The sequence below is a fragment of the Leclercia sp. GLN_9 genome (assembly GCF_043105735.1).
GTDB lineage: Bacteria > Pseudomonadota > Gammaproteobacteria > Enterobacterales > Enterobacteriaceae > Enterobacter > Enterobacter adecarboxylatus.
Genome location: NZ_JBICLV010000013.1, coordinates 35,528 through 58,346 on the forward strand (window position 1 = coordinate 35,528; position 22,819 = coordinate 58,346).

The 22,819-nt window shown below is 57.1% G+C and carries 17 protein-coding genes; 8 read left to right on the plus strand and 9 right to left on the minus strand.

Translation table 11 applies throughout. From position 1 onward, the window contains the following. Window positions 1–177 precede the first annotated feature (177 nt). Both dps and rhtA read right to left on the minus strand, forming a co-directional pair. On the minus strand, window positions 178–681 hold the full coding sequence (dps, locus tag ACF8PE_RS07160) for a DNA starvation/stationary phase protection protein Dps (RefSeq protein ID WP_032617175.1): 504 nt from the start codon (window positions 679–681) through the stop codon (window positions 178–180). 280 nt (window positions 682–961) lie between these two features. Beyond that, window positions 962–1,849 carry a threonine/homoserine exporter RhtA gene (gene rhtA / locus ACF8PE_RS07165; RefSeq protein WP_032617176.1) on the minus strand — a complete coding sequence of 296 codons (888 nt, stop codon included), beginning with the start codon at window positions 1,847–1,849 and terminating at the stop codon, window positions 962–964. A 355-nt stretch (window positions 1,850–2,204) separates the two neighbouring features. On the opposite strand from rhtA, the gene ompX reads away from it, so the two are divergent. Beyond that, complete coding sequence (gene ompX, locus ACF8PE_RS07170; RefSeq protein WP_032617177.1) at window positions 2,205–2,723, plus strand: outer membrane protein OmpX; 519 nt, start codon at window positions 2,205–2,207, stop codon at window positions 2,721–2,723. Between the two features lie 540 nt (window positions 2,724–3,263). Here ompX and ACF8PE_RS07175 read toward each other — a convergent pair. Both ACF8PE_RS07175 and mntS read right to left on the minus strand, forming a co-directional pair. Continuing rightward, window positions 3,264–4,847, minus strand: a complete 1,584-nt coding sequence (locus ACF8PE_RS07175) for a phosphoethanolamine transferase (protein ID WP_059308450.1) — start codon at window positions 4,845–4,847, stop codon at window positions 3,264–3,266. A 279-nt stretch (window positions 4,848–5,126) separates the two neighbouring features. After that, window positions 5,127–5,252 carry a manganase accumulation protein MntS gene (gene mntS, locus ACF8PE_RS07180; protein WP_032617180.1) on the minus strand — a complete coding sequence of 42 codons (126 nt, stop codon included), beginning with the start codon at window positions 5,250–5,252 and terminating at the stop codon, window positions 5,127–5,129. A gap of 432 nt (window positions 5,253–5,684) precedes the next feature. Between mntS and mntR the strand changes: the two genes are divergently transcribed. The 6 genes from mntR to ACF8PE_RS07210 all read left to right on the plus strand — a co-directional run bounded on the left by mntR (window position 5,685) and on the right by ACF8PE_RS07210 (window position 12,698). Continuing rightward, window positions 5,685–6,158, plus strand: coding sequence for a manganese-binding transcriptional regulator MntR (mntR, locus tag ACF8PE_RS07185; RefSeq protein WP_032617181.1), 474 nt, complete (start codon window positions 5,685–5,687; stop codon window positions 6,156–6,158). Then, window positions 6,155–7,264 carry an anion transporter gene (locus tag ACF8PE_RS07190; RefSeq protein WP_059308449.1) on the plus strand — a complete coding sequence of 370 codons (1,110 nt, stop codon included), beginning with the start codon at window positions 6,155–6,157 and terminating at the stop codon, window positions 7,262–7,264. The genes mntR and ACF8PE_RS07190 overlap by 4 nt, the downstream gene beginning before the upstream one ends. Window positions 7,265–7,367: 103 nt before the next feature. Then, window positions 7,368–8,468: an HlyD family secretion protein gene (locus ACF8PE_RS07195; RefSeq protein WP_059308448.1), complete on the plus strand. Its 1,101-nt coding sequence runs from the start codon at window positions 7,368–7,370 to the stop codon at window positions 8,466–8,468. Further along, the gene (locus ACF8PE_RS07200; protein WP_059308447.1) at window positions 8,465–10,036 is read left to right on the plus strand and encodes a DHA2 family efflux MFS transporter permease subunit; all 1,572 of its coding nucleotides are present in this window, start codon (window positions 8,465–8,467) and stop codon (window positions 10,034–10,036) included. Before ACF8PE_RS07195 ends, ACF8PE_RS07200 begins: the two co-directional genes overlap by 4 nt. Continuing rightward, window positions 10,036–11,559 carry an efflux transporter outer membrane subunit gene (locus ACF8PE_RS07205; RefSeq protein ID WP_392494719.1) on the plus strand — a complete coding sequence of 508 codons (1,524 nt, stop codon included), beginning with the start codon at window positions 10,036–10,038 and terminating at the stop codon, window positions 11,557–11,559. The genes ACF8PE_RS07200 and ACF8PE_RS07205 overlap by 1 nt, the downstream gene beginning before the upstream one ends. 98 nt (window positions 11,560–11,657) lie before the next feature. Beyond that, entirely contained in the window at window positions 11,658–12,698 is a 1,041-nt protein-coding gene (locus tag ACF8PE_RS07210) for an aldo/keto reductase (RefSeq protein WP_059308446.1), read from the plus strand. Between the two features lie 671 nt (window positions 12,699–13,369). Here the strand turns inward: ACF8PE_RS07210 and ldtB are convergent. Continuing rightward, window positions 13,370–14,290 (minus strand): L,D-transpeptidase, encoded by a 921-nt coding sequence (ldtB, locus tag ACF8PE_RS07215; RefSeq protein WP_032617187.1) that lies wholly within the window; start codon window positions 14,288–14,290, stop codon window positions 13,370–13,372. Between the two features lie 220 nt (window positions 14,291–14,510). On the opposite strand from ldtB, the gene ACF8PE_RS07220 reads away from it, so the two are divergent. Continuing rightward, on the plus strand, window positions 14,511–16,106 hold the full coding sequence (locus ACF8PE_RS07220; RefSeq protein WP_077226631.1) for an ABC-F family ATPase: 1,596 nt from the start codon (window positions 14,511–14,513) through the stop codon (window positions 16,104–16,106). 236 nt (window positions 16,107–16,342) lie between these two features. Here the strand turns inward: ACF8PE_RS07220 and ACF8PE_RS07225 are convergent, their stop codons facing one another. The 4 genes from ACF8PE_RS07225 to ACF8PE_RS07240 form a co-directional block, all read right to left on the minus strand. Further along, a complete protein-coding gene (locus ACF8PE_RS07225) occupies window positions 16,343–17,605 on the minus strand; it encodes a DUF1479 domain-containing protein (RefSeq protein ID WP_059308444.1) in 1,263 nt (420 codons plus the stop codon). A 148-nt stretch (window positions 17,606–17,753) separates the two neighbouring features. Beyond that, window positions 17,754–18,569: a Cof-type HAD-IIB family hydrolase gene (locus ACF8PE_RS07230; RefSeq protein ID WP_032617199.1), complete on the minus strand. Its 816-nt coding sequence runs from the start codon at window positions 18,567–18,569 to the stop codon at window positions 17,754–17,756. Between the two features lie 813 nt (window positions 18,570–19,382). Continuing rightward, window positions 19,383–21,815: a formate C-acetyltransferase/glycerol dehydratase family glycyl radical enzyme gene (locus ACF8PE_RS07235; RefSeq protein WP_164540042.1), complete on the minus strand. Its 2,433-nt coding sequence runs from the start codon at window positions 21,813–21,815 to the stop codon at window positions 19,383–19,385. Between the two features lie 4 nt (window positions 21,816–21,819). Continuing rightward, on the minus strand, window positions 21,820–22,719 hold the full coding sequence (locus ACF8PE_RS07240; protein ID WP_032617202.1) for a glycyl-radical enzyme activating protein: 900 nt from the start codon (window positions 22,717–22,719) through the stop codon (window positions 21,820–21,822). Window positions 22,720–22,819 lie beyond the last annotated feature (100 nt).

The window sequence follows — 22,819 nt, forward strand, 5'->3', positions numbered from 1 at the left end:
CACTGACCGTTAAGCTATTAAGCGCAAATATTGATGAGAAAACAATCTTTCGTTAACGATTGTGTGAGGTGATTATTACAAATGCTTTACGTTTGCGGCGGGGAGGGCGAAATTGCTGCACTATAAAAGTGCAAAACCCCCGCCAGAAGCGAGGGTGTGATAGCAAAATGCTATGGATTACTCGATGTTAGACTCGATGAACCACAGGAACTGATCCATGTCGCGGGAAGCCGCGGTCAGGATGTCAGCGGTATCTTCATCTTTAACTTCACCAATCGCTTTACGAACGTCGTTTGCAACGACAGCATAACGATCCGCCAGCTCTTTCAGATGGTCCTGCACGCTGTGAATATCCAGCGGGTAGCTTTTCAGCGCCGTTTTGCTGTTGATCACCTGAGTGGTGCCCAGCGCCACGCCGCCCAGCTGTACAGCACGTTCAGCCATGGTATCCAGGTGGGTAGTCAGTGCGGTACGGAAGCCATCCAGCATCTCGTGTACAGCAATAAAGTTAGCGCCGCGCATATTCCAGTGCGCCTGTTTAGTAATCAGTGACAGATCAATAAACTGGATCACCTGGCGATTCAGCAACTCAATTGTCGCTTTCTTATCGCTGTCAGAGACATCGTTACGGGTATAGAGCAGATTAGGTGCTTTCGTTTTTACCAGTTTAGCGGTAGGCATAATCTCATTTCCTCTTGATGTTGGCGTCCAAAGTAATTTCCGAAATCAAGTATAGCACCGGCTATAGAAGGTGCGATTGGGTCCTGCCTATTGGTTTAATAGTGAAAGGCGGGTTGTGATAGTTAATTTGTTGAAAATATTAATTTATTTTTATTTGGGGGTAAATTTGTCTTATTTTTAACGGGCGGGTGAGAAGGTAAGGCGATATTTCAAAATAATGACGGTTATTGCGAATGGGAATATTTTGCCGGGAAGTGGCTTCCCGGCAAAATAATTTTGGCTAGCGGATATCCACTTCCTCGACTTTACTCTCCCGGCGCAGGGTGAGCGTCGACCCCATCGATGCGGCAATGATGGAGCAGAGCGCCAGCGTCTGGGTAAAGGTGAGGGATTCGCCCAGGAACACCATCCCGGACATCGCCGCCAGCGCGGGTTCCATGCTCATCAGGGTGCCAAAGATGCGCGTTGGCAGGCGCGTCAGGGCAATCATCTCCAGCGAGTAGGGGAGCGCGGTTGAGAGCACTGCCACCGCCAGACCTACCGGCAGGATCGACCACTGCCAGATAGACTCGGTGGCCTGCGCCATCCCCAGCGGCACAAATATGATGGCGGCAATCAGAGACCCCAGCGCCACGGTGGCCGGGCCGTGCTCTTCGCCGGCACGTTGTCCGGTGAGAATATAGACCGCCCAGCAGGCTCCCGCCCCCAGGGCCAGTGCCGCGCCGGTCAGATCGACGTGAGAGACGTCCTGCCCCAGCGGCAGCAGAAACCACAGCCCCAGTACCGCCAGCACCACCCAGACAAAATCGATCGGGCGACGTGAGGAGAACAGGGCCACCGCCAGCGGGCCGGTAAACTCCAGCGCCACGGCGATCCCCAGCGGCACCGTCTGAATCGACAGGTAGAAGAGATAGTTCATCGCCCCCAGCGACAGCCCGTACAGCAGCAGGGGCAGGCGCTGCTCTTTCTGGAAACGCAGTCGCCAGGGTTTAAAGATAACCACCAGGATTAAGGTGCCGAGTGCAATACGCAGCGCCGTGACGCCAGGCGCGCCCACCACCGGAAAGAGGGATTTAGCCAGCGAAGCACCACTCTGAATGGAGAGCATGGCAATAAGTATGACGATTACGGGCAACCAGACTGGCGCCCTGCGAGACAACCCAGGCATCCTTTCTCCTGTCAGTTTCTGTCAAAGGAAGTAAAGAGGGGGAGTGTAAAGGAAATATCGCCGCGCGGTTGAGTCTTTGTTGAAAAAAAAGTCGCCGCAAATCCGTAAAATGGCGTCATCCCACTGGGTGATTTCTGTAACAGATTAGGAATCGTCTGGATGAATGTATTGTGACTGACGCGCAATATGCGCTTTTGAAACACAAATTTGGTGTTTTTTGAAGAAGATAGCTGTGGGTGGAAATGTTTGGTTACATGAAAACCTGCGTTAGACATCACGAAGCACAAAGAGTTTCACAAGATTTTTTGATATATTTAAAACTTACGGAATTACTTGAAGCACATTTGAGGTGGTTATGAAAAAAATTGCATGTCTTTCAGCACTGGCAGCTGTTCTGGCTGTTTCCGCAGGTTCCGCTGTAGCAGCGACCTCTACCGTGACTGGCGGTTACGCTCAGAGCGATATGCAGGGCGTCATGAACAAAACCAACGGTTTCAACCTGAAATATCGCTACGAGCAGGACAACAACCCGCTGGGTGCCATCGGTTCCTTCACCTACACTGAGAAAGACCGTTCTGAAGACGGCGCTTACAACAAAGCTCAGTACTACGGCATCACCGCTGGCCCGGCTTACCGTCTGAACGACTGGGCAAGCATCTACGGTGTTGTGGGTGTTGGCTACGGTAAATTCCAGCAGACTGAAAACCAGGGCTTCAACCGCTCTGCAAGCACCAGCGACTACGGTTTCTCCTATGGCGCAGGTATGCAGTTCAACCCAGTTGAAAACGTTGCGCTGGACTTCTCCTATGAGCAGAGCCGCATCCGTAACGTTGATGTTGGCACCTGGATCGCAGGCGTAGGTTACCGCTTCTAATCACTTCGGTGAGCTAGTAAAAAACCCGCTTCGGCGGGTTTTTTTGTTTTTGTTCTTTACCTGAGGGGTGAGGGAAACATGTAGCAGAAGTGGTAGTTCCGTTCACCTCGCATCCCTTACTTCTCCGATACACCTGAATCTATCGTTAGGAGGAACATGTGGAAAATGTGGTCGTTCCGTTCACCTCACGTTCCTCACTTCTCTGATATACCTGAACCGGTGAACGTGCCAGGGTGGCTCAATCGCCACCACCCTGGCGACCCGGGCTACCGGCAAGAAAATCGCCGCTTCGCGGTGCACTCAGCTTATTCCTCCAGGCTTTCGGGTCGGGCACCAGCCTGCATCCCTGCAGGCTATGCCCTCTCGGCGCGTCCCTGCGCCTCGCCCCGGCCTTGCGGAAACGCTTCGTCGATTTTCAGCCGGACCAGGCCATCGCTGTTGTCTCTGAGCCATTCTTGTACTCTGTCATCGCGGGATGCGCGATCCTTCCCCTCTACCTGTGGGAGAGGGCCAGGGTGAGGGCATCAGGCCGCACCGCTGTTACCGGCTTTTCGTCTCAAACAGATCCGTCCCCAGATGGTTGTAATCCACTTTCTGTAACTTAAAGTTGGTCACATACACCGGCGGCGCCTTGTCGTTCGACACAAAGCGGTACTTATTGGCGATCTCTTTCGCGCTGATGCCCGTCCACTGCGAGAAGAAGCTTAAAAAATCATTCGCGGAACGGCGCGCCTTGACGATGCGATGGGCTTTATCATCGCTCGACAGCACCATAAACGGCACCTGGAAGTTCTGCTGGAAACTGTCGTCGTGTGCCAGGTACTGCACCTCTTTCCCGCGCTCTTTAAAGGCCAGCCCGTGATCGGAAAAATAGGCCATCGAGAAGGTCTCACCGGTGTTTTGCAGCTGGGTATAGAGCTTGCTGAGCAGGTCGTCGGTCTGGGTCATGGTGTAGAGATAGCACGAGGTCTCTTTAGACTGCACAAACTCAGCGTATTTCCCCTGGGTGCGATCGCAGGCCTGCGGGTGCGAACCCATCAGGTGCAAAACGATCAGCTGCGGCTGGGTGCGATGGCTGCTAAAGACCTGTTCGGTCATCTTAAGCAACGCCTCGTCCCGGGTATTTTTATCTGCCTCGAAATCCCCGCTTTTCAGGAACTGCACTTCGTCAGCCCGTTTAGCAATGCTGGCGATAGCGGTGTCGTATTCACCGATCTGCCCCTGGTTCGAGAACCACCAGCTCTGGAAGCCCGCGCGGTTGGCGAGGGTGACAAAGTTATCCTGATACTGCGGCTTGTTATCCACCACCCGGTTGAGCGTCAGCCCGAGCGACTTTTGCGTTGAACCACTGGCGGCAATGTAGTCGGTAAACAGCGTGCCGTTGACCTTGCTGGCAAACGGGGTGTTGTTCCAGTGTCCACCGAAGGCACCCAGCGCATCACGGCGGGCGCTTTCACCGATCACCACCATATAGATGTGATATTTCGGCTTCACGGCCAGCACGTTCCAGGTGTCCTTCATCTGCGACAGCTCGGCCATCCGGGTCTGCTCTTCCACCACTTCCTGGTTGTTCACCACCACATCTTTGACAAAGCGAAACACCGGATAACCAGTATCTTTCAGCTTGAAGACGCCGCCCCAGGCCAGGTTTTGCACCGGGGCGACGAAAAAGGCCACCAGGCTAAACACCAGACACAGGCTGTCGATTTTGCCCCACGCCTTTTTGGGCTGCGGCTTACGGCGTACGGCGATCACCCCGAGGGTAAAGATAAACAGGCCGACGACGTAGCTGTACCACGGGAAGATAGTGAGGATCTCCGTTGACTCCTCCATGTTGGTGGAGTGCATCGCCAGCAGGGTATTAAAGTTTGGCGCGCCATAGGCCTGGCCAAAGGGGAAATACATCGCCGCCACCAGCGAGCAGATCCCGATTAGCCCTTTTTGCACGCGCGGCGCGCTGATCCAGAGCAGATGCAGCACACAGGTAAAGGCAACGGCATACAGCAGGCTGAAGGCGTAGCCAAAGGAAAAGTTAATCAGCAGCGACTGTAAAAAGTAGAATCCCGTCCACGGGCTTAAGGCCCGGCTGCGGGTAATGAGCGTTTCTTTCAGGGTTAAATTCATAGGTCACTATTGTGAAAACGCCATGTGCTCACCCTGGCGCCAAGGGTCAAAACCTGCCTGAGAATGCGTAGAAGGGGAGAGGAGGTCCGCATCTGGGAGCCGCAAATAGTGCAGGGCTGCAAGAAGATAGAGCCAGTGGCCTTTAAGGTCAACAGTTATAAAGAGGGTGTTTTGCGAAGAGGATTCCATTTCCGCAAAAAAGGTCAGGGCATAACGTGGGGACGAGCAGTATAGCGGAGATAAATGACACAAAAATGAAGCGGCGTACCGCGACGCCGCTTAGTGAGATGGTTTGTTCTGCTGTGGCTTGCCGTTGATGATGTCGCAAATCATATTCAGCAGCATTAAGCGTACTTTAAAGGGAGAGTGGCTAAACACGCGTATACACCTCTTGAATTCGTTCATGGTTACCTCCTGCGGGTTGATCCCTTCGATCCGTGAAGGGTGACTGCATTACATACAGATATAGCACAGGCTATATTATATGGCTATGGCTATACCTCAAATAATTCGCGATGCCTGACAAAACGATTAATCGTTTTGAACTGCGCTTGCGCTGGACCTAAACCGGCGAGGCCAAATGCCGGGTAACGCGGCGGCGCAGCGAATCCCCAGGCGCTTACTGAAGTCAGTGACGGGGGTGGATGAGGGCAAACTGGCATCGCCAGGTTGAACAGCGTTTGCACTGGCCACAACGGGGCGAGGCCATGCTAACGCACAGGCACCCTGAAGCATGACGGGTATAAATCGTTAATTTTTTGTGCTTGTGTAGTGATGGTTTACAATGGCCGTTTATCTATTGATACGCTTGATGTGTCCCCCGCTTGAGGAAGCACAATGAACCGCCGTGCAGGTAAACCAACAACAAAAAAAATGACGCAACTGGTCAACGTCGAAGAGCATGTCGAAGGCTTTCGCCAGGTTCGTGAAGCGCATCGCCGCGAGCTGATCGATGATTATGTCGAGCTGATTTCGGATCTGATCCGTGAAGTGGGGGAGGCCCGTCAGGTGGATATGGCGGCACGTCTTGGCGTCTCCCAGCCGACGGTGGCAAAAATGCTCAAGCGCCTGGCAACGGTTGGTCTGATCGAAATGATCCCCTGGCGCGGCGTGTTTCTCACCCCGGAAGGGGAGAAGCTGGCGCAGGCGAGCCGCGAGCGCCATCAAATTGTCGAAAATTTCCTGCTGGTACTGGGCGTCAGTCCTGACATCGCCCGCCGTGACGCCGAAGGGATGGAGCATCACGTCAGCGAAGAGACCCTGCAACAGTTCCTGGCTTTTACCCTTAAATATGGATCGTCCGCGGAATGACCGTGCCTGGCCTGCGGGCGCTGGCCCGGGATCGTTTCTTTCATCTGTTACTGGTGGTTGGGGTCGGACTCAGCTTTCTGGTGCCCTTCGCCCCGCAGCGCTGGCCTGCCGCCATTGACTGGCACACCATCATTACCCTTGCCGGGTTGATGATGCTGACCAAAGGGGTCGAGCAGAGCGGTTTTTTTGACGTACTGGGGCGCAAGATGGTGCGCCGTTTCGCCACTGAGCGACGCCTGTCGCTGTTTATGGTCTTCTCTGCGGCGTTACTGTCGACCTTTCTCACCAATGATGTGGCGCTGTTTATCGTGGTGCCGCTCACCCTCACGCTGCGCAAGCTGTGCGAAATCCCGGTCAACCGGCTGATCATCTTTGAGGCGCTGGCGGTGAATGCCGGGTCACTGCTCACCCCGATCGGCAACCCGCAAAACATCCTGCTGTGGGGACGCTCCGGCCTGTCCTTTGCCGCCTTTACCTGGCAGATGGCACCGCTGGCTCTGGTGATGGTACTGACCCTGATGGCCCTGAGCTGGTTCGCCTTCCCGTCCAGGCCACTGCGCTATCACAGCGGTAGCGCGGCGGCCCAGTCTACACCGCGGCTGGCATGGAGCTGTCTGGCGCTTTACCTGGTCTTCCTTGTGGCCCTCGATCTCAAGCAGGAGCTGTGGGGCGTGCTGCTGGTGGCGGGGGGCTTCCTGCTGCTGGCCCGTCGGGTGCTGATTAGCGTCGACTGGACGCTGCTGCTGGTCTTTATGGCGATGTTTATTGATGTTCATCTGCTGATTCAGGTGCCGGCCTTGCAGAACGTGCTGCAAAACGTCACCCACCTGTCGCAGGGCCAGCTGTGGCTGACCGCTATCGGGATGTCGCAGGTGATCAGTAATGTGCCTTCGACTATCCTGCTGCTTAACTACGTGCCGCCGACGGCGCTGCTGGCCTGGGCGGTAAACGTGGGCGGCTTTGGCCTGCTGCCTGGCTCTCTCGCTAACCTGATCGCCCTGCGTATGGCAAACGATCGCCGTATCTGGTGGCGCTTCCACCTCTGGTCGCTGCCGATGCTGGTCTGGGCCGGGCTGATCGGATTCGGATTATTCCTTCTCATATAGTGCCCTGTTTGTCAGTTTTTCCTGGCAAATGTATAGCAACGTCCTAACTTTAGTGAACGGCATAAATTGTGATGCCGTTCACTAACAGGACGGATGCTGTTATATGGCTGAAGAAAACCAACCCTCCGAAAACACCGAAAACACCGATAAAAAAGAGACGCAACGTAAACGCCCCGGCAAAAAGCCGCTGATTATTCTGGGCATTGTGGTGATCGTGATGGTCATTGTGGCCCTGGTATGGTGGTTCATGACCCGTAACCAGGAGACGACGGACGACGCCTTTACCGAAGGCGACGCCGTGACCATCGCGCCCAAAACCGCAGGCTATGTCACCGAACTGCGGGTGCGGGATAACCAGCGCGTGAAAAAGGGCGATCTGCTGGTGACCATCGATCCCCGGGACACCGCTGCCCAGCGCGACCAGGCAAAAGCCCAGCTTGGCTTGGCCGAAGCGCAGCTTCATCAGGCCCAGGCGCAGTTGGCGCTCTCGAAGGTGCAATATCCTGCCCAGCGCGATGAAGCCAACGCCCAGGTGATCAAAGCCCAGGCGGATCTGGCCAACGCTCAGGCGGAATATCGCCGCCAGCGCGGCGTCGATCCCCGCGCCACCACGCAACAGAGCATCGACGCGGCCAACGCCCAGTTGCGCAGCGCCCAGGCCCAGCTTGCCAGCGCGAAAGCGCAGCTTGAGGTGGCTTCGCAGGTGCAATTGCAAATTCGCCAGCAGGAGACCAACGTCGAAGCCCGGGAGCGTCAGGTGGAACAGGCCCGCGCCCAGCTGGAAACCGCAGAGCTGAATCTCTCGTACACCGAGGTACGGGCACCCTTTGATGGCTACATAACGAAACGCAACGTCCAGACCGGCACCCTGGTGCAGGCGGGCACTGCGCTCTTTTCGCTGGTCTCGGCGGATATCTGGGTTGTCGCCAACTTTAAAGAGTCGCAGCTGGAGCGGATGCGCCCCGGTAATAAGGTGACGCTGAGCGTGGACGCCTGGCCGGATCTGGAGCTGGAAGGGCATATCGACTCTATCCAGCAGGGGAGCGGCTCGCGCTTTGCCGCTTTCCCGTCGGAGAACGCCACCGGTAACTTCGTGAAGATCGTCCAGCGTGTGCCGGTAAAAATCGTTATCGATAAAGGACTGGATCCCAACCAGCCGCTGCCGCTTGGCCTCTCGGTTGAACCTAAGGTAACCGTGGAATGAGTGAGCACAGCCATGAAAACTGGCGGCCAGCCAGTAACCCGTGGGCGGTGGCGATCGTCGTCACCCTCGCGGTATTTATGGAGATCCTTGATACCACCATCGTCAACGTGGCGCTGCCTCACGTCGCCGGTTCGCTTTCGGCCAGCTATGATGAATCCACCTGGGTGCTCACCAGCTATCTGGTGGCCAACGGCATCGTACTGCCTATCTCGGCGTTTCTGAGCCGGGTTTTTGGCCGCAAGCAATTTTTCCTGATCTGCATTGTGATGTTCACCATCTGCTCGTTCCTGTGCGGTATCGCCACCGAGCTGTGGCAGATCATCCTGTTTCGTATTTTGCAGGGCTTCTTTGGCGGCGGGCTACAGCCCACCCAGCAGTCGGTGCTGCTCGACTACTTTAAGCCGGAAGATCGCGGCAAGGCTTTTGGCCTGTCGTCCATTGCCATTATCGTCGCCCCGGTGCTGGGGCCGACGCTCGGGGGGTGGATCACCGATAACTACTCCTGGCGCTGGGTGTTCTTTATCAATATTCCGGTGGGGATCGTTACCGTGCTGGCGATCTACCAGCTGCTGGAAGATCCGCCCTGGGAGAGTAAATCGAAGGAGAAGCTGTCCATCGACTGGACCGGTATCGGGCTTATCGCCCTGGGCCTGGGTTGCCTGCAGGTGATGCTCGATCGCGGGGAAGATGACGACTGGTTTACCTCGAACTTTATCCGCACCTTTGCCGTGCTGACGCTGATTGGCATTATCGGGGCCATCTACTGGCTGATGTATGCCAAAAAGCCGGTTGTGGATCTGCACTGCATGAAGGACAAAAACTTCGCCGTCTCCAGCCTGCTGATGGCCGGTATGGCAATGATCCTGTACGGCAGTTCGGTGGTGATCCCGCAGCTGGCGCAGCAGGATCTGGGCTATACCGCCACCTGGTCGGGGCTGGTGCTGTCGCCCGGCGCGATCCTGATCGTGCTCACTATCCCGCTGGTGTTGAAGCTGATGCCGATTGTGCAGACGCGCTGGATCATCGCCTTCGGCTTTACCTGTCTCGCGGTGTCGTTCTTCTGGTCGCGCACGCTGACGCCGGATATCGACTTCGAGACCCTGGTGCTGTTCCGCAGCGCCCAGTCGATCGGGCTGGGCTTCCTGTTTGTGCCGCTGACCACCATCGCCTTTATCTCGATTCCCCGGCAGCTGAACGCCGACGCAGCGGCGCTGTTTACCATGTTCCGCAACGTGGCGGGGTCGATCGGCATTTCGCTCTCAACGGCGGCCATTACCGAGCGCTCGCAGGCCCATAGCGCTTATCTGGCTACCCACACTTCGGCATTCGACGAGCCGTTCCAGCAAACGCTCCGCGAGATGGCGCAGGCGATCCAGAACTTTACCACCCAGGTGGGCGACCCCACCGGTATTGCCACCGGACGCATGTACCAGGCGATGATCGAACAGTCGCGTTTCCTGGCCTACGTGGACGTTTTCACCATTCTGAGCGCGGTGGCCTTTTTACTGATTCCGTTTTGTTTGTTGCTCTCGCCGGTTAAGAGCGAGGGGAGTGCAGGAGCACACTGATGATTTGCAGACGTTTAAGCCCCCTGATGTTAATGCTGTTGCTGGCTGGCTGCGCCGTGGGGCCAGACTACCAGCAGCCCGCGCCCAACACCCCGACGCACTGGAACGATCCGGGCGACGGCGGCGTAAAATCGCAAACCGCGTCAACGGCCATCAATCCTCGCTGGTGGAAAACCTTTGGCGACCCGCAACTGGACAGCCTGATTGAACGCGCCATTGCCGGTAACCTGTCATTGCAGCAAACCGTGCTGCGCATCGCGGGGGCACGGGAACAGATCAACCAGGCGGGCGGTGCCTTCTTCCCGGCGGTGAACGGTAATTTGCAGGCCACCCGGCAGCAGCTGGGGCTGGAGGGAGAACTGAAATCCCACGGCGTATACGATCAGCTGGATGACGTCGATCCCGAACTGCGCGGCGCGCTGGGGCCGCTGACCCAGCCCATGAACCTCTACCAGGGCAGCTTTGACGCCCAGTGGGAGCTGGATCTGTGGGGCAAGGTGCGCCGTCAGGTGGAAGCCGCCGACGCGCAACAGCAGGCGGCCATCGAGCAGCGTAACGATGCCCTGGTGTCGCTGGAGGCCGAAGTGGCCCGCGGCTGGTTACAGCTGCGTGGCGCCCAGAGCAGTATCGCCACCCTTAACACCCAGATCGAGAGCGCGCAGCAGACGCTGGAGCTGACCGACAGCCGCCAGCGCGGCGGGCTGTCACCGCAGATGGACGTGGAGAACGCCCGCGCCCAGCTTGGCAACCTGGAGGCGCAGCTTCCGCAATATGAAGCCCAGGCGCGGCAGGCGATGAACGGCCTGGCGATCCTGCTTGGCAAACCCCCGGGGGCGCTGGATGGCGAACTGCAGGCCAGCAAACCGCTGCCTGCGCTGCCGGAGATTGTCCCTACCGGTATTCCCTCTACGCTGGCGCGGCGGCGCCCGGACGTGCGTGAAGCCGAGGCGAATCTGCATGCGGCCACCGCGCAGATCGGCGTGTCGGTGGCGCAACTGTTCCCCAGCGTCTCGCTCAGCGGCCAGTTTGGCCTGCGTAACAGCGAAGCCAGCTGGCTCACCGACTGGAGCAGCCACTTCTACAGCGTCGGGCCACAGGTCTCCATCCCCATCTTCCAGGGCGGGCGGTTGGTCTCCAGCGTGAAGGTCGCCCGCGCACAGCAGGGTGCCGCCGTACTGGAATATCGTCAGACGGTGCTCACCGCCCTGGGCGATGTGGAAAACGCGCTGGTCAGCTACCGCACCGATCAGAAGCGGGAAGCGGGATTAAGCAAAACCATCGATGCGCTGCAAAACGCCTTTGATCTGGCGAGCAGCAGCTATCGCCAGGGGATCGCGACCTTTATCGACGTGCTGGATGCGCAGCGCCAGTTGGCTCAGGCGCAGCAGCAGCGGGATCAGGCCCGGGTCCAGAGCGCGCTGGATCTGGTGGCGCTCTATAAAGCCCTGGGCGGCGGCTGGGAGCCGTATCAGCAGGTGCAGCTGCCGGATTACGCCGTCTTTGGCGACGCCCCGCGCGGATAAGTTCAGAGGATTGGGCAAGAAACGGGCAGGAACCGCACATTCGCTATCGGCGTGAGCCGGGTATAACTATCGGGTACTCAACATACGAGGAGCGTCAAATGCGATATCAAAAACTGGGTAATACCGGCCTGTTTGTTTCTGAGCTCTGCCTCGGCACCATGACCTTTGGCGGCGAAGGCGGCATGTGGGGCAAGATAGGTCAGCTCCAGCAACAGGATGCCGAGCAGCTGGTCGGGCGTGCGCTGGACGCCGGGATCAATTTTATTGATACAGCCAACGTCTATTCCGAAGGGCGTTCAGAAGAGATCACCGGCCAGGCGTTGAAAAACCTGAAGATACCGCGCGAAAACGTGGTGATTGCCACCAAAGTGTTTGGCGAAACGGGCACGGCGGGGGTGAACTCACGCGGTAGCTCGCGGTATCACATCATCAGCAGCGTGAAAGAGAGCCTGCGCCGCATGCAGCTCGATCATATCGATCTCTATCAGTTGCACGGTTTTGACCCGGCCACCCCGATTGAAGAGACGCTTTATGCCCTGGATAACCTCGTCCAGCACGGGCATGTGCGCTATATCGGGGTATCGAACTGGGCAGCCTGGCAGATCATGAAGGCGCTGGGCATTTCCGAACGGCTCGGGCTGGCACGTTTTGCCTCATTACAGGCCTATTACACCCTTGCCGGGCGTGACCTGGAGCGTGAGCTGGTGCCGATGCTGCAAAGCGAAGGTGTCGGGCTGATGGTCTGGAGCCCGCTGGCGGGCGGCTTGCTGAGCGGCAAATACAGCCGCGACGGGCAGGTGCAGGGCGGTGGCCGTCGCCAGGAATTTGACTTCCCGCCGGTGGATAAAGCGCGGGCCTTCGACTGCGTGGATGTGATGCGCCACATTGCCGGGAGCAAGGGCGTTTCCGTGGCGCAAATTGCCCTGGCGTGGCTGCTGCATCAAAAAGCGGTGACCAGCGTGATTATTGGCGCGAAACGGGTCGATCAGCTGGATGACAATATTGCCGCAACCGCGATTCGTCTGAGCGATGAGGAGCTGAAACAGCTGGATGCGGTGAGCGCGCTGCCGAGGGAATACCCAGGCTGGATGCTGGAGCGGCAGGGGGAATATCGGCGTAATCAGCTGGCGCAGCAGTAGCTTTTTATCGTTTTCTGGTCGATACGGTGGTGCGTTCCGTTCACCTTATTTCCAGCAGAATATGAAATGAACGGAACCTGTGAACGTGATAAGAGGGCCACCGCGGCCCCCTTATCAATCCCCGCTGCCCCGCAACGAAATCGGTGCTTCGCACTACGCTCACCTCCCGACCGGCTGCCTGCGGTCGGCTCAACTCGACATCCTGTCTCGATTCGCCTCTGGCCGCCATCCCTGGCGGCCAGCCCTTGTCAACCGGTCTCCGGTTCGCCGATTTCAGCGGGGACTCAACACCCGTGCCACATTCACGTGGCTGAGAAGCTGGAAGGAGGGATGAGTCCGGCTGAAAATCGCTGAGGCGTTGACCGCATGCCGGGTTGAGGCACATGGATGCGGACCTGGATGGATGTAGAATCACGCCGGACCCGATAGCCGGAGGGAATAAGCCGAAGACAACATTGCCAGGAGCAATGTTGAACAGCGCCTGCGCTAGCACCAAAGGGGTGAGACGAATATTTCTCGAAACGGCGATTTTCTTTGCCGGGAGCCGGGATGGTTAAGGGAGCGGCGGTAGCCCCCTTAACATGTTCACCGCAGCGGGATGGGCATAAAAGCAGAGATGCTTTAGTGAACGGAACAATTCCACAGTAACAACAGAATTGTTCCTGTTACGATCAGTTCAGACGAACCGGCATACCGGAACGGTTGTTGATCGCTTGCTCAACGATGTTCGCATCCACGTCCTGCTGGCCGGTGATGGCCTGCACGTTGCTGGTCAGAGTGACCGGAACGGTGACGTTGTTGTCGATCTGATCTTCGCTGGTAGAGAGCGGGTTATGCACTTCGAGGTAACGGCTGCCATCTGGCTCGGTAGTTGCTTTTACCGGCTCGTTGATGAACTGCACGCGAGTACCAACCGGCACGTTCTCGAACAGGAATTTAATGTCGTCGTTACGCAGACGCACACAGCCGTGGCTCACGCGCAGGCCGATACCGAAGTTGGCGTTGGTGCCGTGGATCGCATACAGACGGCCGATATAGAGAGCGTACAGACCCATCGGGTTATCCGGGCCAGCAGGAACAACGGCTGGCAGCGGCTCGCCCGCGGCAATGTATTCCGCGTGCATTTTCGCGGTTGGCGTCCAGGTTGGGCCAGCTTTCTTACGCTCAACTTTGGTGGTCCAGTTCATCGGGGTATCTTTGCCCAACTGGCCGATACCGATTGGCAGCACGATGACGGTGTTGGTGCCTTTCGGGTAGTAGTACAGACGCATTTCGGCGCTGTTGATGATGATGCCTTCATGCACGGTGTCCGGCAGGATCAGCTGCTGAGGAATGTTCAGCACGGTGCCGCCCTTCGGCAGATACGGATCGACGCCCGGGTTGGCTTCCATCATGTTGGAGAGGCCCAGCTGATATTCCGCAGCAAAATATTCCAGCGGCTGAGTGTTACCTTCTTCAATGGTCACAACCTGGTTCTGACCTACCAGACGGCTACCGTCGGTTGGCAGTGGATAAGTGACAGCAGAAGCGGTCTTGCAAAACCCTACTACGGCAAACGCCGCCGCAAAAAGCGATGTTAATTTCATATTCATGGTGTGCGAGGTATCTGTGCCACATTGGCAGGTTGTTTAAAAGTCAGAACGGTTTAGGGAGCGCATTATATGTGCATTCCTGACCGCATGGAATTCGGATGTGTACTAAATCACACTTTTTTCCATCCTGTTAGAGTTTAGCGCTACGTTGATACACGGGATCTCATTTCGGAATTGTGGCATAATGCTGGGTTTATCACACTTCTCGCAGGAATCTCCCGTGTTAGTTACCAGCAACGTCACTATGCAGTTTGGCAGTAAGCCGCTGTTCGAAAACATTTCCGTCAAATTTGGCGGCGGCAACCGTTACGGCCTGATTGGTGCCAACGGTAGCGGAAAATCCACCTTCATGAAGATCCTCGGCGGCGATTTAGAGCCGACGCTGGGCAACGTTTCTCTCGATCCGAACGAGCGCATCGGTAAGCTGCGTCAGGATCAGTTCGCCTTTGAAACGTTCACCGTCCTTGATACGGTGATCATGGGCCACGGTGAGCTGTGGGAAGTGAAGCAGGAACGCGATCGCATCTACGGCCTTGCCGAAATGAGCGAAGAAGACGGCTATAAAGTGGCCGATCTTGAAGTGCAGTACGGCGAAATGGACGGCTACTCTGCGGAGTCCCGTGCCGGTGAGCTGCTGCTCGGCGTGGGCATTCCGGTGGAACAACATTACGGTCTGATGAGCGAAGTCGCGCCAGGCTGGAAGCTGCGTGTTCTGCTGGCGCAGGCGCTGTTCTCTAACCCAGACATCCTGCTGCTCGATGAACCAACGAACAACCTGGACATCGACACCATTCGCTGGCTGGAGCAGACGCTGAACGAGCGTAACAGCACCATGATCATCATCTCGCACGACCGTCACTTCCTGAACATGGTCTGCACCCACATGGCGGATCTGGACTACGGCGAACTGCGCGTGTATGCCGGTAACTACGACGAATACATGACCGCAGCAACCCAGGCGCGTGAACGTCTGCTGGCCGATAACGCCAAGAAAAAGGCGCAGATTGCTGACCTGCAATCCTTCGTCAGCCGCTTCAGCGCTAACGCCTCTAAATCGCGTCAGGCAACCTCCCGCGCCCGTCAGATCGACAAAATCAAGCTGGATGAAGTGAAAGCGTCCAGCCGTCAGAACCCGTTCATCCGCTTCGAGCAGGACAAGAAACTGTTCCGTAACGCCTTAGCCGTCGAAGAGCTGACCAAAGGTTTCGACAACGGCCCGCTGTTCAAGAACTTCAACCTGCTGCTGGAAGTGGGCGAGAAGATCGCTATCCTCGGTGCCAACGGCGTGGGTAAATCCACCATGCTGAAAACGCTGGTGGGTGAATTGACTCCGGATCACGGCACCGTGAAATGGTCCGAGAACGCGCAGATTGGTTATTACGCGCAGGATCACGCCGAAGATTTCGACAACGATCTGACCGTTTTCGACTGGATGAGCCAGTGGAAGTCGGAAGGCGATGACGAGCAGGTGGTGCGCAGCTTCCTTGGCCGTCTGCTGTTCAGCCAGGACGACATCAAAAAGCCAGCCAAAGTGCTCTCCGGTGGTGAGAAGGGCCGTATGCTGTTCGGCAAGCTGATGATGCAAAAACCGAACATCCTGGTGATGGACGAACCGACCAACCACCTGGATATGGAATCTATCGAATCGCTGAACATGGCGCTGGAAATGTATCAGGGTACCCTGATCTTCGTCTCACACGACCGTGAATTCGTGAGCTCGCTGGCGACCCGCGTGATTGAAATTACGCCGGAGCGCGTGGTGGACTTCAGCGGTAACTACGAAGATTACCTGCGCAGCAAAGGCATCGACAACTAATTGTCCTCAGCCTGGCCCTTTCCCGTTGGGGGAGGGCCGTTCCTCTTTCCTTTCGCTTCACCCTCCGCACTTTTCCTGATAACGTCTTGTTTCGCTGATCAATCTCAGTGCGTCTTTTTGGCGTTCGGGAAATTGGCATGCCAATTTAACATTTAAAAAACCTGTCATACCACGATTTTAATGTTGTATGACAGGTTTGTATTCCGCTTTCTGGATCAGTGAGATAACTTCAGAGCTTACACCATACCCAGCGCGCGCTTGCCGTGGATATTTAAATCATCCGTGGTGAAGCGTGACTGCCAGTCTGACTCATAATCCTCCCTCGGGAAGTCGCCCGGAGAGGCACCGGTTTCCAGCGCTGCTTTCACCTTTTTCGCATAGGCGAGGTTTTTCTCGCACATCGGTGCCGCTGGAATGTACATCACGTTGCCCCAGCCCTGCTGGTTCTCTACCGGTGCCACCGAGTGGATCACATCGCAGTGCCACCACACGGAATCCCCGGCTTCCAGCGCCGGAATGCTGGTCAGCGCTTCAATCAACAGCGGGTGCCACTTCTCGGAAATCGGCAGGACGCGACCCGGTGCCACGCCGCACAGCTCATCTTCCGGTACATCATCCAGCAGCGGACGCAGCAGGATATACGCCATCGCTTCCGGGATCGGCACCACGTGCAGCAACCCCTGATCCGGGATCATGTCGGAGAGCGCCGTCCAGCCCTGGAAGGTACGGAACACCGAGCACTTGGTAGTGTTATCCACGGTATATTCTTCCACTTCGGTACGGTGTGCGGCATTCCACGGATCGTATTGATCGACATTGCCATCGAATACCCGGGCGAAGACCTGCTGATAGGCCGGGAGCAGCCAGCGCTCCAGCGCGCCGGAGTCGGTGTGTGCGCCGAGGCCTTTCGAGGTGGTGCCCGGTGGACGGCGACGGATGCGGTCCGGGTAGATCACGCTCACGTCCGGGTTAAACCACTGTTTGCCGTTGCTCTCAAACGTCCATAAACGGTTCAGGAACGACTGCACCTGGGCCATCTCTTCGCTCTGACGGGCTTCCATCTGCGCGTGTGACCAGTAGATCGGGTAGATCTCCGGGCGGGAGGCGGTGAGGCTGCCAAAGAAGTTATCTCCCGGGCCTTTGTAGACATCATCAAAACGGTTGAGATCGAGATAGTCGAGCATCGCGTTGTCCCACGCCAGCGCCTGCTCGCGGGGGAAATGACCTTTGATCACCGCACAGCCGCGACGCTTAACCGCCTCGCGCTGCTCCTGGCTGATGTTACCGCTCTGCACGTCGGCAAACGGGATCACCGGCCAGACGGGATCGCCTTTGCTTTTCAGCGCGTTAATTTCTGCCACGCGGCTGGCAATTTTATCGCTCAAGCGATCGAACACCGCCTGCACGTCACCGATCTGCGCCCGCAGCTCGCGTTTCATCTGGCGAATCGCGGCCTTGTGGTCTGAAGGCAAAGTTTCACTGGTAAAGGTTAAGGTCATAACAGCCTCGCTATCTTTCATTCGAAAGTAAAAGTAATTACAAGTGATACTTTAGGTTAAAAATAAGTTAAAGCAAGTTAAATAACTTGATGAAGTGCACAACCTGGAGAGAAAGGGAGATTCGCCGGAGCAGGCTCCGGCGAGAGGATCAGTGGCTGAAAGGCGGGGTGTTATCGAGGACGGCCTGAATCACGTTCAGCGCGCCCTGATGGTTGTTGTCGTCGGTCTGGTAGCGGGTGATGGCTTTAATGCTCTCGCCAGCATTTCCCATGGCAAAGGAGTAGTGGGCGAATTTCAGCATTTCGGCGTCGTTACCGCTGTCGCCAATCGCCACGCATGCCTGTGGGGAGATATTCCAGCGTTTCAGCAGACGGCTGAGGCCGTTGGCTTTATGCAGGCCGGGGATAATCAGATCGACAAAACCAAACCCGCTGGTCACCGGTTTCATGATGCCGTCGAGCGAAACATGCAGGGCGTCAATCAGGTTCGGGATATCGCTGTCGGGCAGGTTCAGGGAGAACTTAAACAGTACATCGTCGATGTCGCGATAGTCGCTGACGCGCTTTAAGCGGTGATAGTGTTTCGACATCAGCGCGACGAAGGCCTCAGGTGCCTGGTCGCTGACGTACGCACTTTCCAGACCGCAGGCGACGAAATTCAGGGATTTATCTTTCAGCAGCTCGCCGATCACAATCTGCGACTCGTGCTTCGTCAGCTCGCCGTGGAAAATCTGCTCGCCGTGATCGAACACCAGCGCGCCATTTTCCGCCACGAAGGAGATCTGCGATTTCAGCTCCGGGAAGAAGGAGATAAGCTGGTAATACTGGTTGCCGCTGGCGACAACGAACTCAATATTACGGGCCTGAAGTTGCTGGAACTGCGCCTGAAAGCGGTCACGATCGTACTGCTTGGCGTCATTAAGAAAAGTTCCGTCCATATCTGTGACGATAACTTTAACGGTCATACATTGCGCTCCTGGATGTTACTGCGACCAGCAACATTCTAATAACAATGTGACTAAAACCACAAATTTAATTTCATTCGAAAGTAAAAGCGAAACGGCAACCTGGGTTGTGATGCCAGTCAGTTAAGCCCGGCGGATTGTTCCGTTCACCTCATGTTCAGTAGAACATGGCATTACACAACCCGTGAACGTGACAAGGGGGGCCGCCGGGCCCCCCTTGTCAATCCCCGCGGCCCCGCAATGAAACCGGTGCTTCGCACTGCGCTCACCTCCCGACCGGCTGCCTGCGGTCGGCTCAACTCGACATCCTGTCTCGATTCGCCTCTGGCCGCCATCCCTGGCGTCCAGCCCTTGTCATCCGGTCTCCGTTTCGCCGGTTTCAGCGGGGACTCAACACCGGTGCCACATTCAGGCGACTGAGAAGCGTGAGGGTGGGGGAATCCGGCTGAAAATCGACGAAGCGTTTCCGTAAGGCCGGGGCGAGGCGCAGGGACGCGCCGAGAGGGCATAGCCTGCAGGGATGCAGGCTGGTGCCCGACCCGAAAGCCTGAAGGAATAAGCTGAGTGCACCGCGAAGCGGCGATTTTCTTTGCCGGGAGCCGGGGTAGCCAGGGGGGAGGCGGCGAGCCCCCTGGCACGTTCACCGCAGCGGAGGGGGCATAAAGCAGAGGTGCTGTAGTGAACGGAACCTGTCCACTTCAGTCATTTAGAAATACCGAGTTGCTTAGCTGACTGTCATTACAACCCAGGTTGCCGTTTTTAGTGTTTTCTCCCTCCCCCCGTGGGAGAGAGCGGGGGAGAGGGGATACACCGTTACAACGTATGCTCGGTACGCGCAATAATATCGTCCTGCGCGTCCGGAGACAGGGCGGTGAAGAACGCAGAATACCCCGCCACACGCACCACCAGATCACGATACTGGTCCGGGTGTTTTTTCGCTTCCAGCAACGTTTCGCGGGAGACGATGTTGTACTGGATGTGCCAGCCTTTATGCACCTCGAAGAAGGTACGCAGCAGCACCATCAGCTTCTGGCGGTCGCTGTCATTATCCAGCGTCGCCGGGTTAAGTTTCTGGTTCAGCAGCACGCCACCGAGGATCGCTTCGGTCGGCAGTTTCCCGACAGAGCCAATAACCGCGGTTGGCCCCAGGTGGTCAGTGCCGGAAGCCGGGCTGGCCCCTTCCGCGAGAGGGGTGTGCGCTTTACGTCCATCCGGGGTCGCCATGGTGGCCGCCCCAAACGGCACGTTGGCCGAGATAGACGACGTCCCGGCGTAGTAATTCCCGCCAATCGGGCCGCGGCCGTAACGCGGGTTATGGTACTGCTTCAGCTCTTCGATGTAGGTCTGATAGGCACGCGCCAACAGCAGATCCACGCTGTCATCGTCATTACCGTACTTCGGTGCGCCGTTGATCAGACGCTGGCGCAGCTGCTCGTGGGTTAGCCCTTCGTAATCATCGGCCAGTGCCGCCGCCAGCTGCTGTTGACCGATGACGCCCTGTTCAAACACCAGCTTCTTCACCGCCGCCAGGCTGTTGCCGAGGTTGGCGATGCCTACCTGCAGGCCGGATACCCAGTCGTATTTCGCGCCACCCTGCTTGATGCTCTTCGCGCGTTCAATGCAGTCGTCTACCAGCGCCGAGCAGAGAATGTCATGCACGTTCTCTTCCAGCATGGTGTCCACCACGTACTCAATCTCGATGGATTTACGGGTGTAGTATTTAATCTGGTTATCCCAGGCGGCCATTACCTCGTCGAAGGTGTTGAAATTGCCCGCGGACAGCGCTTTTTCCTGCGGCAGGAACACGTTGCCGCTGGTGGCGTCGCGGCCACCTTCCAACGCCGCCAGCATCACGCGGGCAAAGTTGATAAAACTCATCCCGGTGCAGCGGTAGCCCCACTTGCCGCCGACGGCGGTTTCGATGCAGCCGATGGCGGCGTAATCGTAGGCATCCGCTTTTTCGATGCCGAGTTTGATGAACTCAGGAATGACAATCTCATCGTTGTTAAAGGCTGGCATCCCGAAACCGCAGCGGATCACCTGCACGCAGGCGTCGAGGAAGTCATTGCTCATGCCCGCATGGTAGCGCACGCTCAGGTTCGGCTGGGTGGAGCGCAGACGCCCGCAGGATTCCAGAATCGCATAGGAGAGCGGATTGACCGCATCCATCGGCACGTCATTGACCAGCATCTGGCCACCGATGGTGACGTTCTGGTACAGCGGGCTACCGGCAGAGGCTTTAGAGTGAGAGCCGGAGCGGATTTTGTTCACTTCCAGCAGCTTCAGCCAGCAGCTGTGCAGCAGCTCAATGGCGTGCTCGCGATCCAGGGACTGGTTCAGCTCCACGTCGCGGCGGTAGAACGGGTAGAGATACTGGTCCATACGGGCAAACGACACCGAGTGACCGTTAGACTCAATCTGCAGGATAAGCTGAATGAAATAGCACAGCTGCAGCGCCTGCCAGAAGGTTTTTGGCGGCTCGTGGGCGATAACATCGCAGTTTTCCGCCATCGCCAGCAGTTCGTCGCGGCGGCTTTCGCGGGTTTCGGTCGAGGCCATCTCACGGGCCAGATCGGCAAAGCGTTTGATATGCAGGCTCACCGCGTCCAGGACGATATCAATTGCTTTCAGGAACTGGTCGCCGTGCAGATCTTCCAGCACCGTCAGGTTGATGCGCGAGCGGCGTTCGGCCACTTTCGCGCGCAGGCCGTCGAGCCCTTTTTCCAGCAGCAGCGGGAAGTTCACCGCCAGATGCGCATCGCCGGAGGTCATATTGCCTTCCGCTTTGATAATGCCGGTGTCCAGCAGCCCTTTCTGCTCATCGGTGAACATGCCGTAGCAGCGATCCTGCACCGTCTGGCCGCGCCACCACGGGCAGAGTTCATGCAGCATACGTTTGTTCTCTTCGCTCACCGCAAAGCCCGCGCCCGGACGGTCGGCCAGGTCGTCGATCTCTTTTTCAATCCACGAGACGGTATATTCCGGGAAGATCGGCGCGGCGCGCACTTCGCTTGCCTGGTTGCCGATGATCAGCTCGTCATGTTTGATCCAGATAGTGCGCTGCGCAAGGTGGTGCGCCAGCGCCAGCGCACGACGTACCGGGATCGGCTTATCCATATGCTGCTGGTACATTTCGGTGTAGTGCTGCGCACGCTCAGTACAGACCGGCGGCTTAACGATGTGGACCAGAGCCGTTTTGTGCGCCTTAATGCGATCGCTCAGGGTAGTAAGATTCAGCTGTGTCATAACATTATCCTCGTAAGGTCGCGGTTAACCCTTTCTGGGCGGCATACTGCCGGGCAAAGTCCAGTAATGCAGGATTATCGAGCGGTTTATCTGGGGCAGAGTAGGGTTGGCCGAGCAGGGTATATTTGTTCATGCCAAGTGTGTGGTACGGCAGAAAATGGATGTCGTGGACGTTCAGTTCGTCGGCGGCAAAATTGGTGATGGCGGTAATCGAGGCTTCATCGGCGTTAAAGCCCGGGATCAGCGGCACGCGAATAGTGAGCGGTTTTCCGGCCGCGGCCAGGCGCTTGAGGTTATCCAGCACCCGTTTCGCAGAGCCGTCCGTCCACTGCTTAAAGACCGCGCCATCAACATGCTTCAGGTCGGCGAGAAACAGATCGATATAGGGTAACGACGGCTCGATATAGTGCCAGGGGACATGCAGGCAGGTTTCGACGGCGGTGTGGATCCCCTGTTCATGGCTGGCCTGAAACAGCTGGCGCGCCAGGTCCGGGTTCATGAATGGCTCGCCGCCGGAGAGGGTGATCCCGCCGCCGCTGCGATCGTAAAACGGCTTATCGCGCAGCACGGTGGACATGATCTCCTCCACCTGCTTTTCTTCGCCGCAGACGGTCAGTGCCTGGGTTGGGCAGCAGTGGGTGAGGGCATCCAGACAGGTATCGTCGAGTTTTTCGCGGTGGATCACCAGCCCATTCAGCGTCCGGTCAATGACATCAGGCGCCACCTGCTGGCAGAGGTTGCACCCCTCCAGGCACAGGCGAGCGTCGAACAGCAGGTCCCGCGACCGCGCGCGGCTTTCTGGATTCTGACACCAGCGGCAGCCCAGCGAGCAGCCTTTCATAAACACCACGGTACGAATACCGGGGCCGTCATGTGTCGAGTAACGCTGAATGTTGAAGATCATAATGTCGCCTTTTGTTGCGTATGAAGATTAAATGACTTTCGAATGAAAGTTATCTTGACGCAAATCAACCCCGACGCAGGTTTTGCCGTGTAGGGTTACG

Excerpts from the sequence above, each read along its gene's own strand:
- ACF8PE_RS07240 (WP_032617202.1), bottom strand. The coding sequence starts at position 22,719 with ATGATCTTCAACATTCAGCGTTACTCGACACATGACGGCCCCGGTATT.
- ACF8PE_RS07190 (WP_059308449.1), top strand. The coding sequence starts at position 6,155 with ATGACCGTGCCTGGCCTGCGGGCGCTGGCCCGGGATCGTTTCTTTCAT.
- ACF8PE_RS07235 (WP_164540042.1), bottom strand. The coding sequence starts at position 21,815 with ATGACACAGCTGAATCTTACTACCCTGAGCGATCGCATTAAGGCGCAC.
- dps (WP_032617175.1), bottom strand. The coding sequence starts at position 681 with ATGCCTACCGCTAAACTGGTAAAAACGAAAGCACCTAATCTGCTCTAT.
- ACF8PE_RS07225 (WP_059308444.1), bottom strand. The coding sequence starts at position 17,605 with ATGACCTTAACCTTTACCAGTGAAACTTTGCCTTCAGACCACAAGGCC.
- mntS (WP_032617180.1), bottom strand. The coding sequence starts at position 5,252 with ATGAACGAATTCAAGAGGTGTATACGCGTGTTTAGCCACTCTCCCTTT.
- mntR (WP_032617181.1), top strand. The coding sequence starts at position 5,685 with ATGAACCGCCGTGCAGGTAAACCAACAACAAAAAAAATGACGCAACTG.
- ldtB (WP_032617187.1), bottom strand. The coding sequence starts at position 14,290 with ATGAATATGAAATTAACATCGCTTTTTGCGGCGGCGTTTGCCGTAGTA.
- ACF8PE_RS07205 (WP_392494719.1), top strand. The coding sequence starts at position 10,036 with ATGATTTGCAGACGTTTAAGCCCCCTGATGTTAATGCTGTTGCTGGCT.
- ACF8PE_RS07210 (WP_059308446.1), top strand. The coding sequence starts at position 11,658 with ATGCGATATCAAAAACTGGGTAATACCGGCCTGTTTGTTTCTGAGCTC.
- ompX (WP_032617177.1), top strand. The coding sequence starts at position 2,205 with ATGAAAAAAATTGCATGTCTTTCAGCACTGGCAGCTGTTCTGGCTGTT.
- ACF8PE_RS07230 (WP_032617199.1), bottom strand. The coding sequence starts at position 18,569 with ATGACCGTTAAAGTTATCGTCACAGATATGGACGGAACTTTTCTTAAT.
- ACF8PE_RS07200 (WP_059308447.1), top strand. The coding sequence starts at position 8,465 with ATGAGTGAGCACAGCCATGAAAACTGGCGGCCAGCCAGTAACCCGTGG.
- rhtA (WP_032617176.1), bottom strand. The coding sequence starts at position 1,849 with ATGCCTGGGTTGTCTCGCAGGGCGCCAGTCTGGTTGCCCGTAATCGTC.
- ACF8PE_RS07175 (WP_059308450.1), bottom strand. The coding sequence starts at position 4,847 with ATGAATTTAACCCTGAAAGAAACGCTCATTACCCGCAGCCGGGCCTTA.
- ACF8PE_RS07195 (WP_059308448.1), top strand. The coding sequence starts at position 7,368 with ATGGCTGAAGAAAACCAACCCTCCGAAAACACCGAAAACACCGATAAA.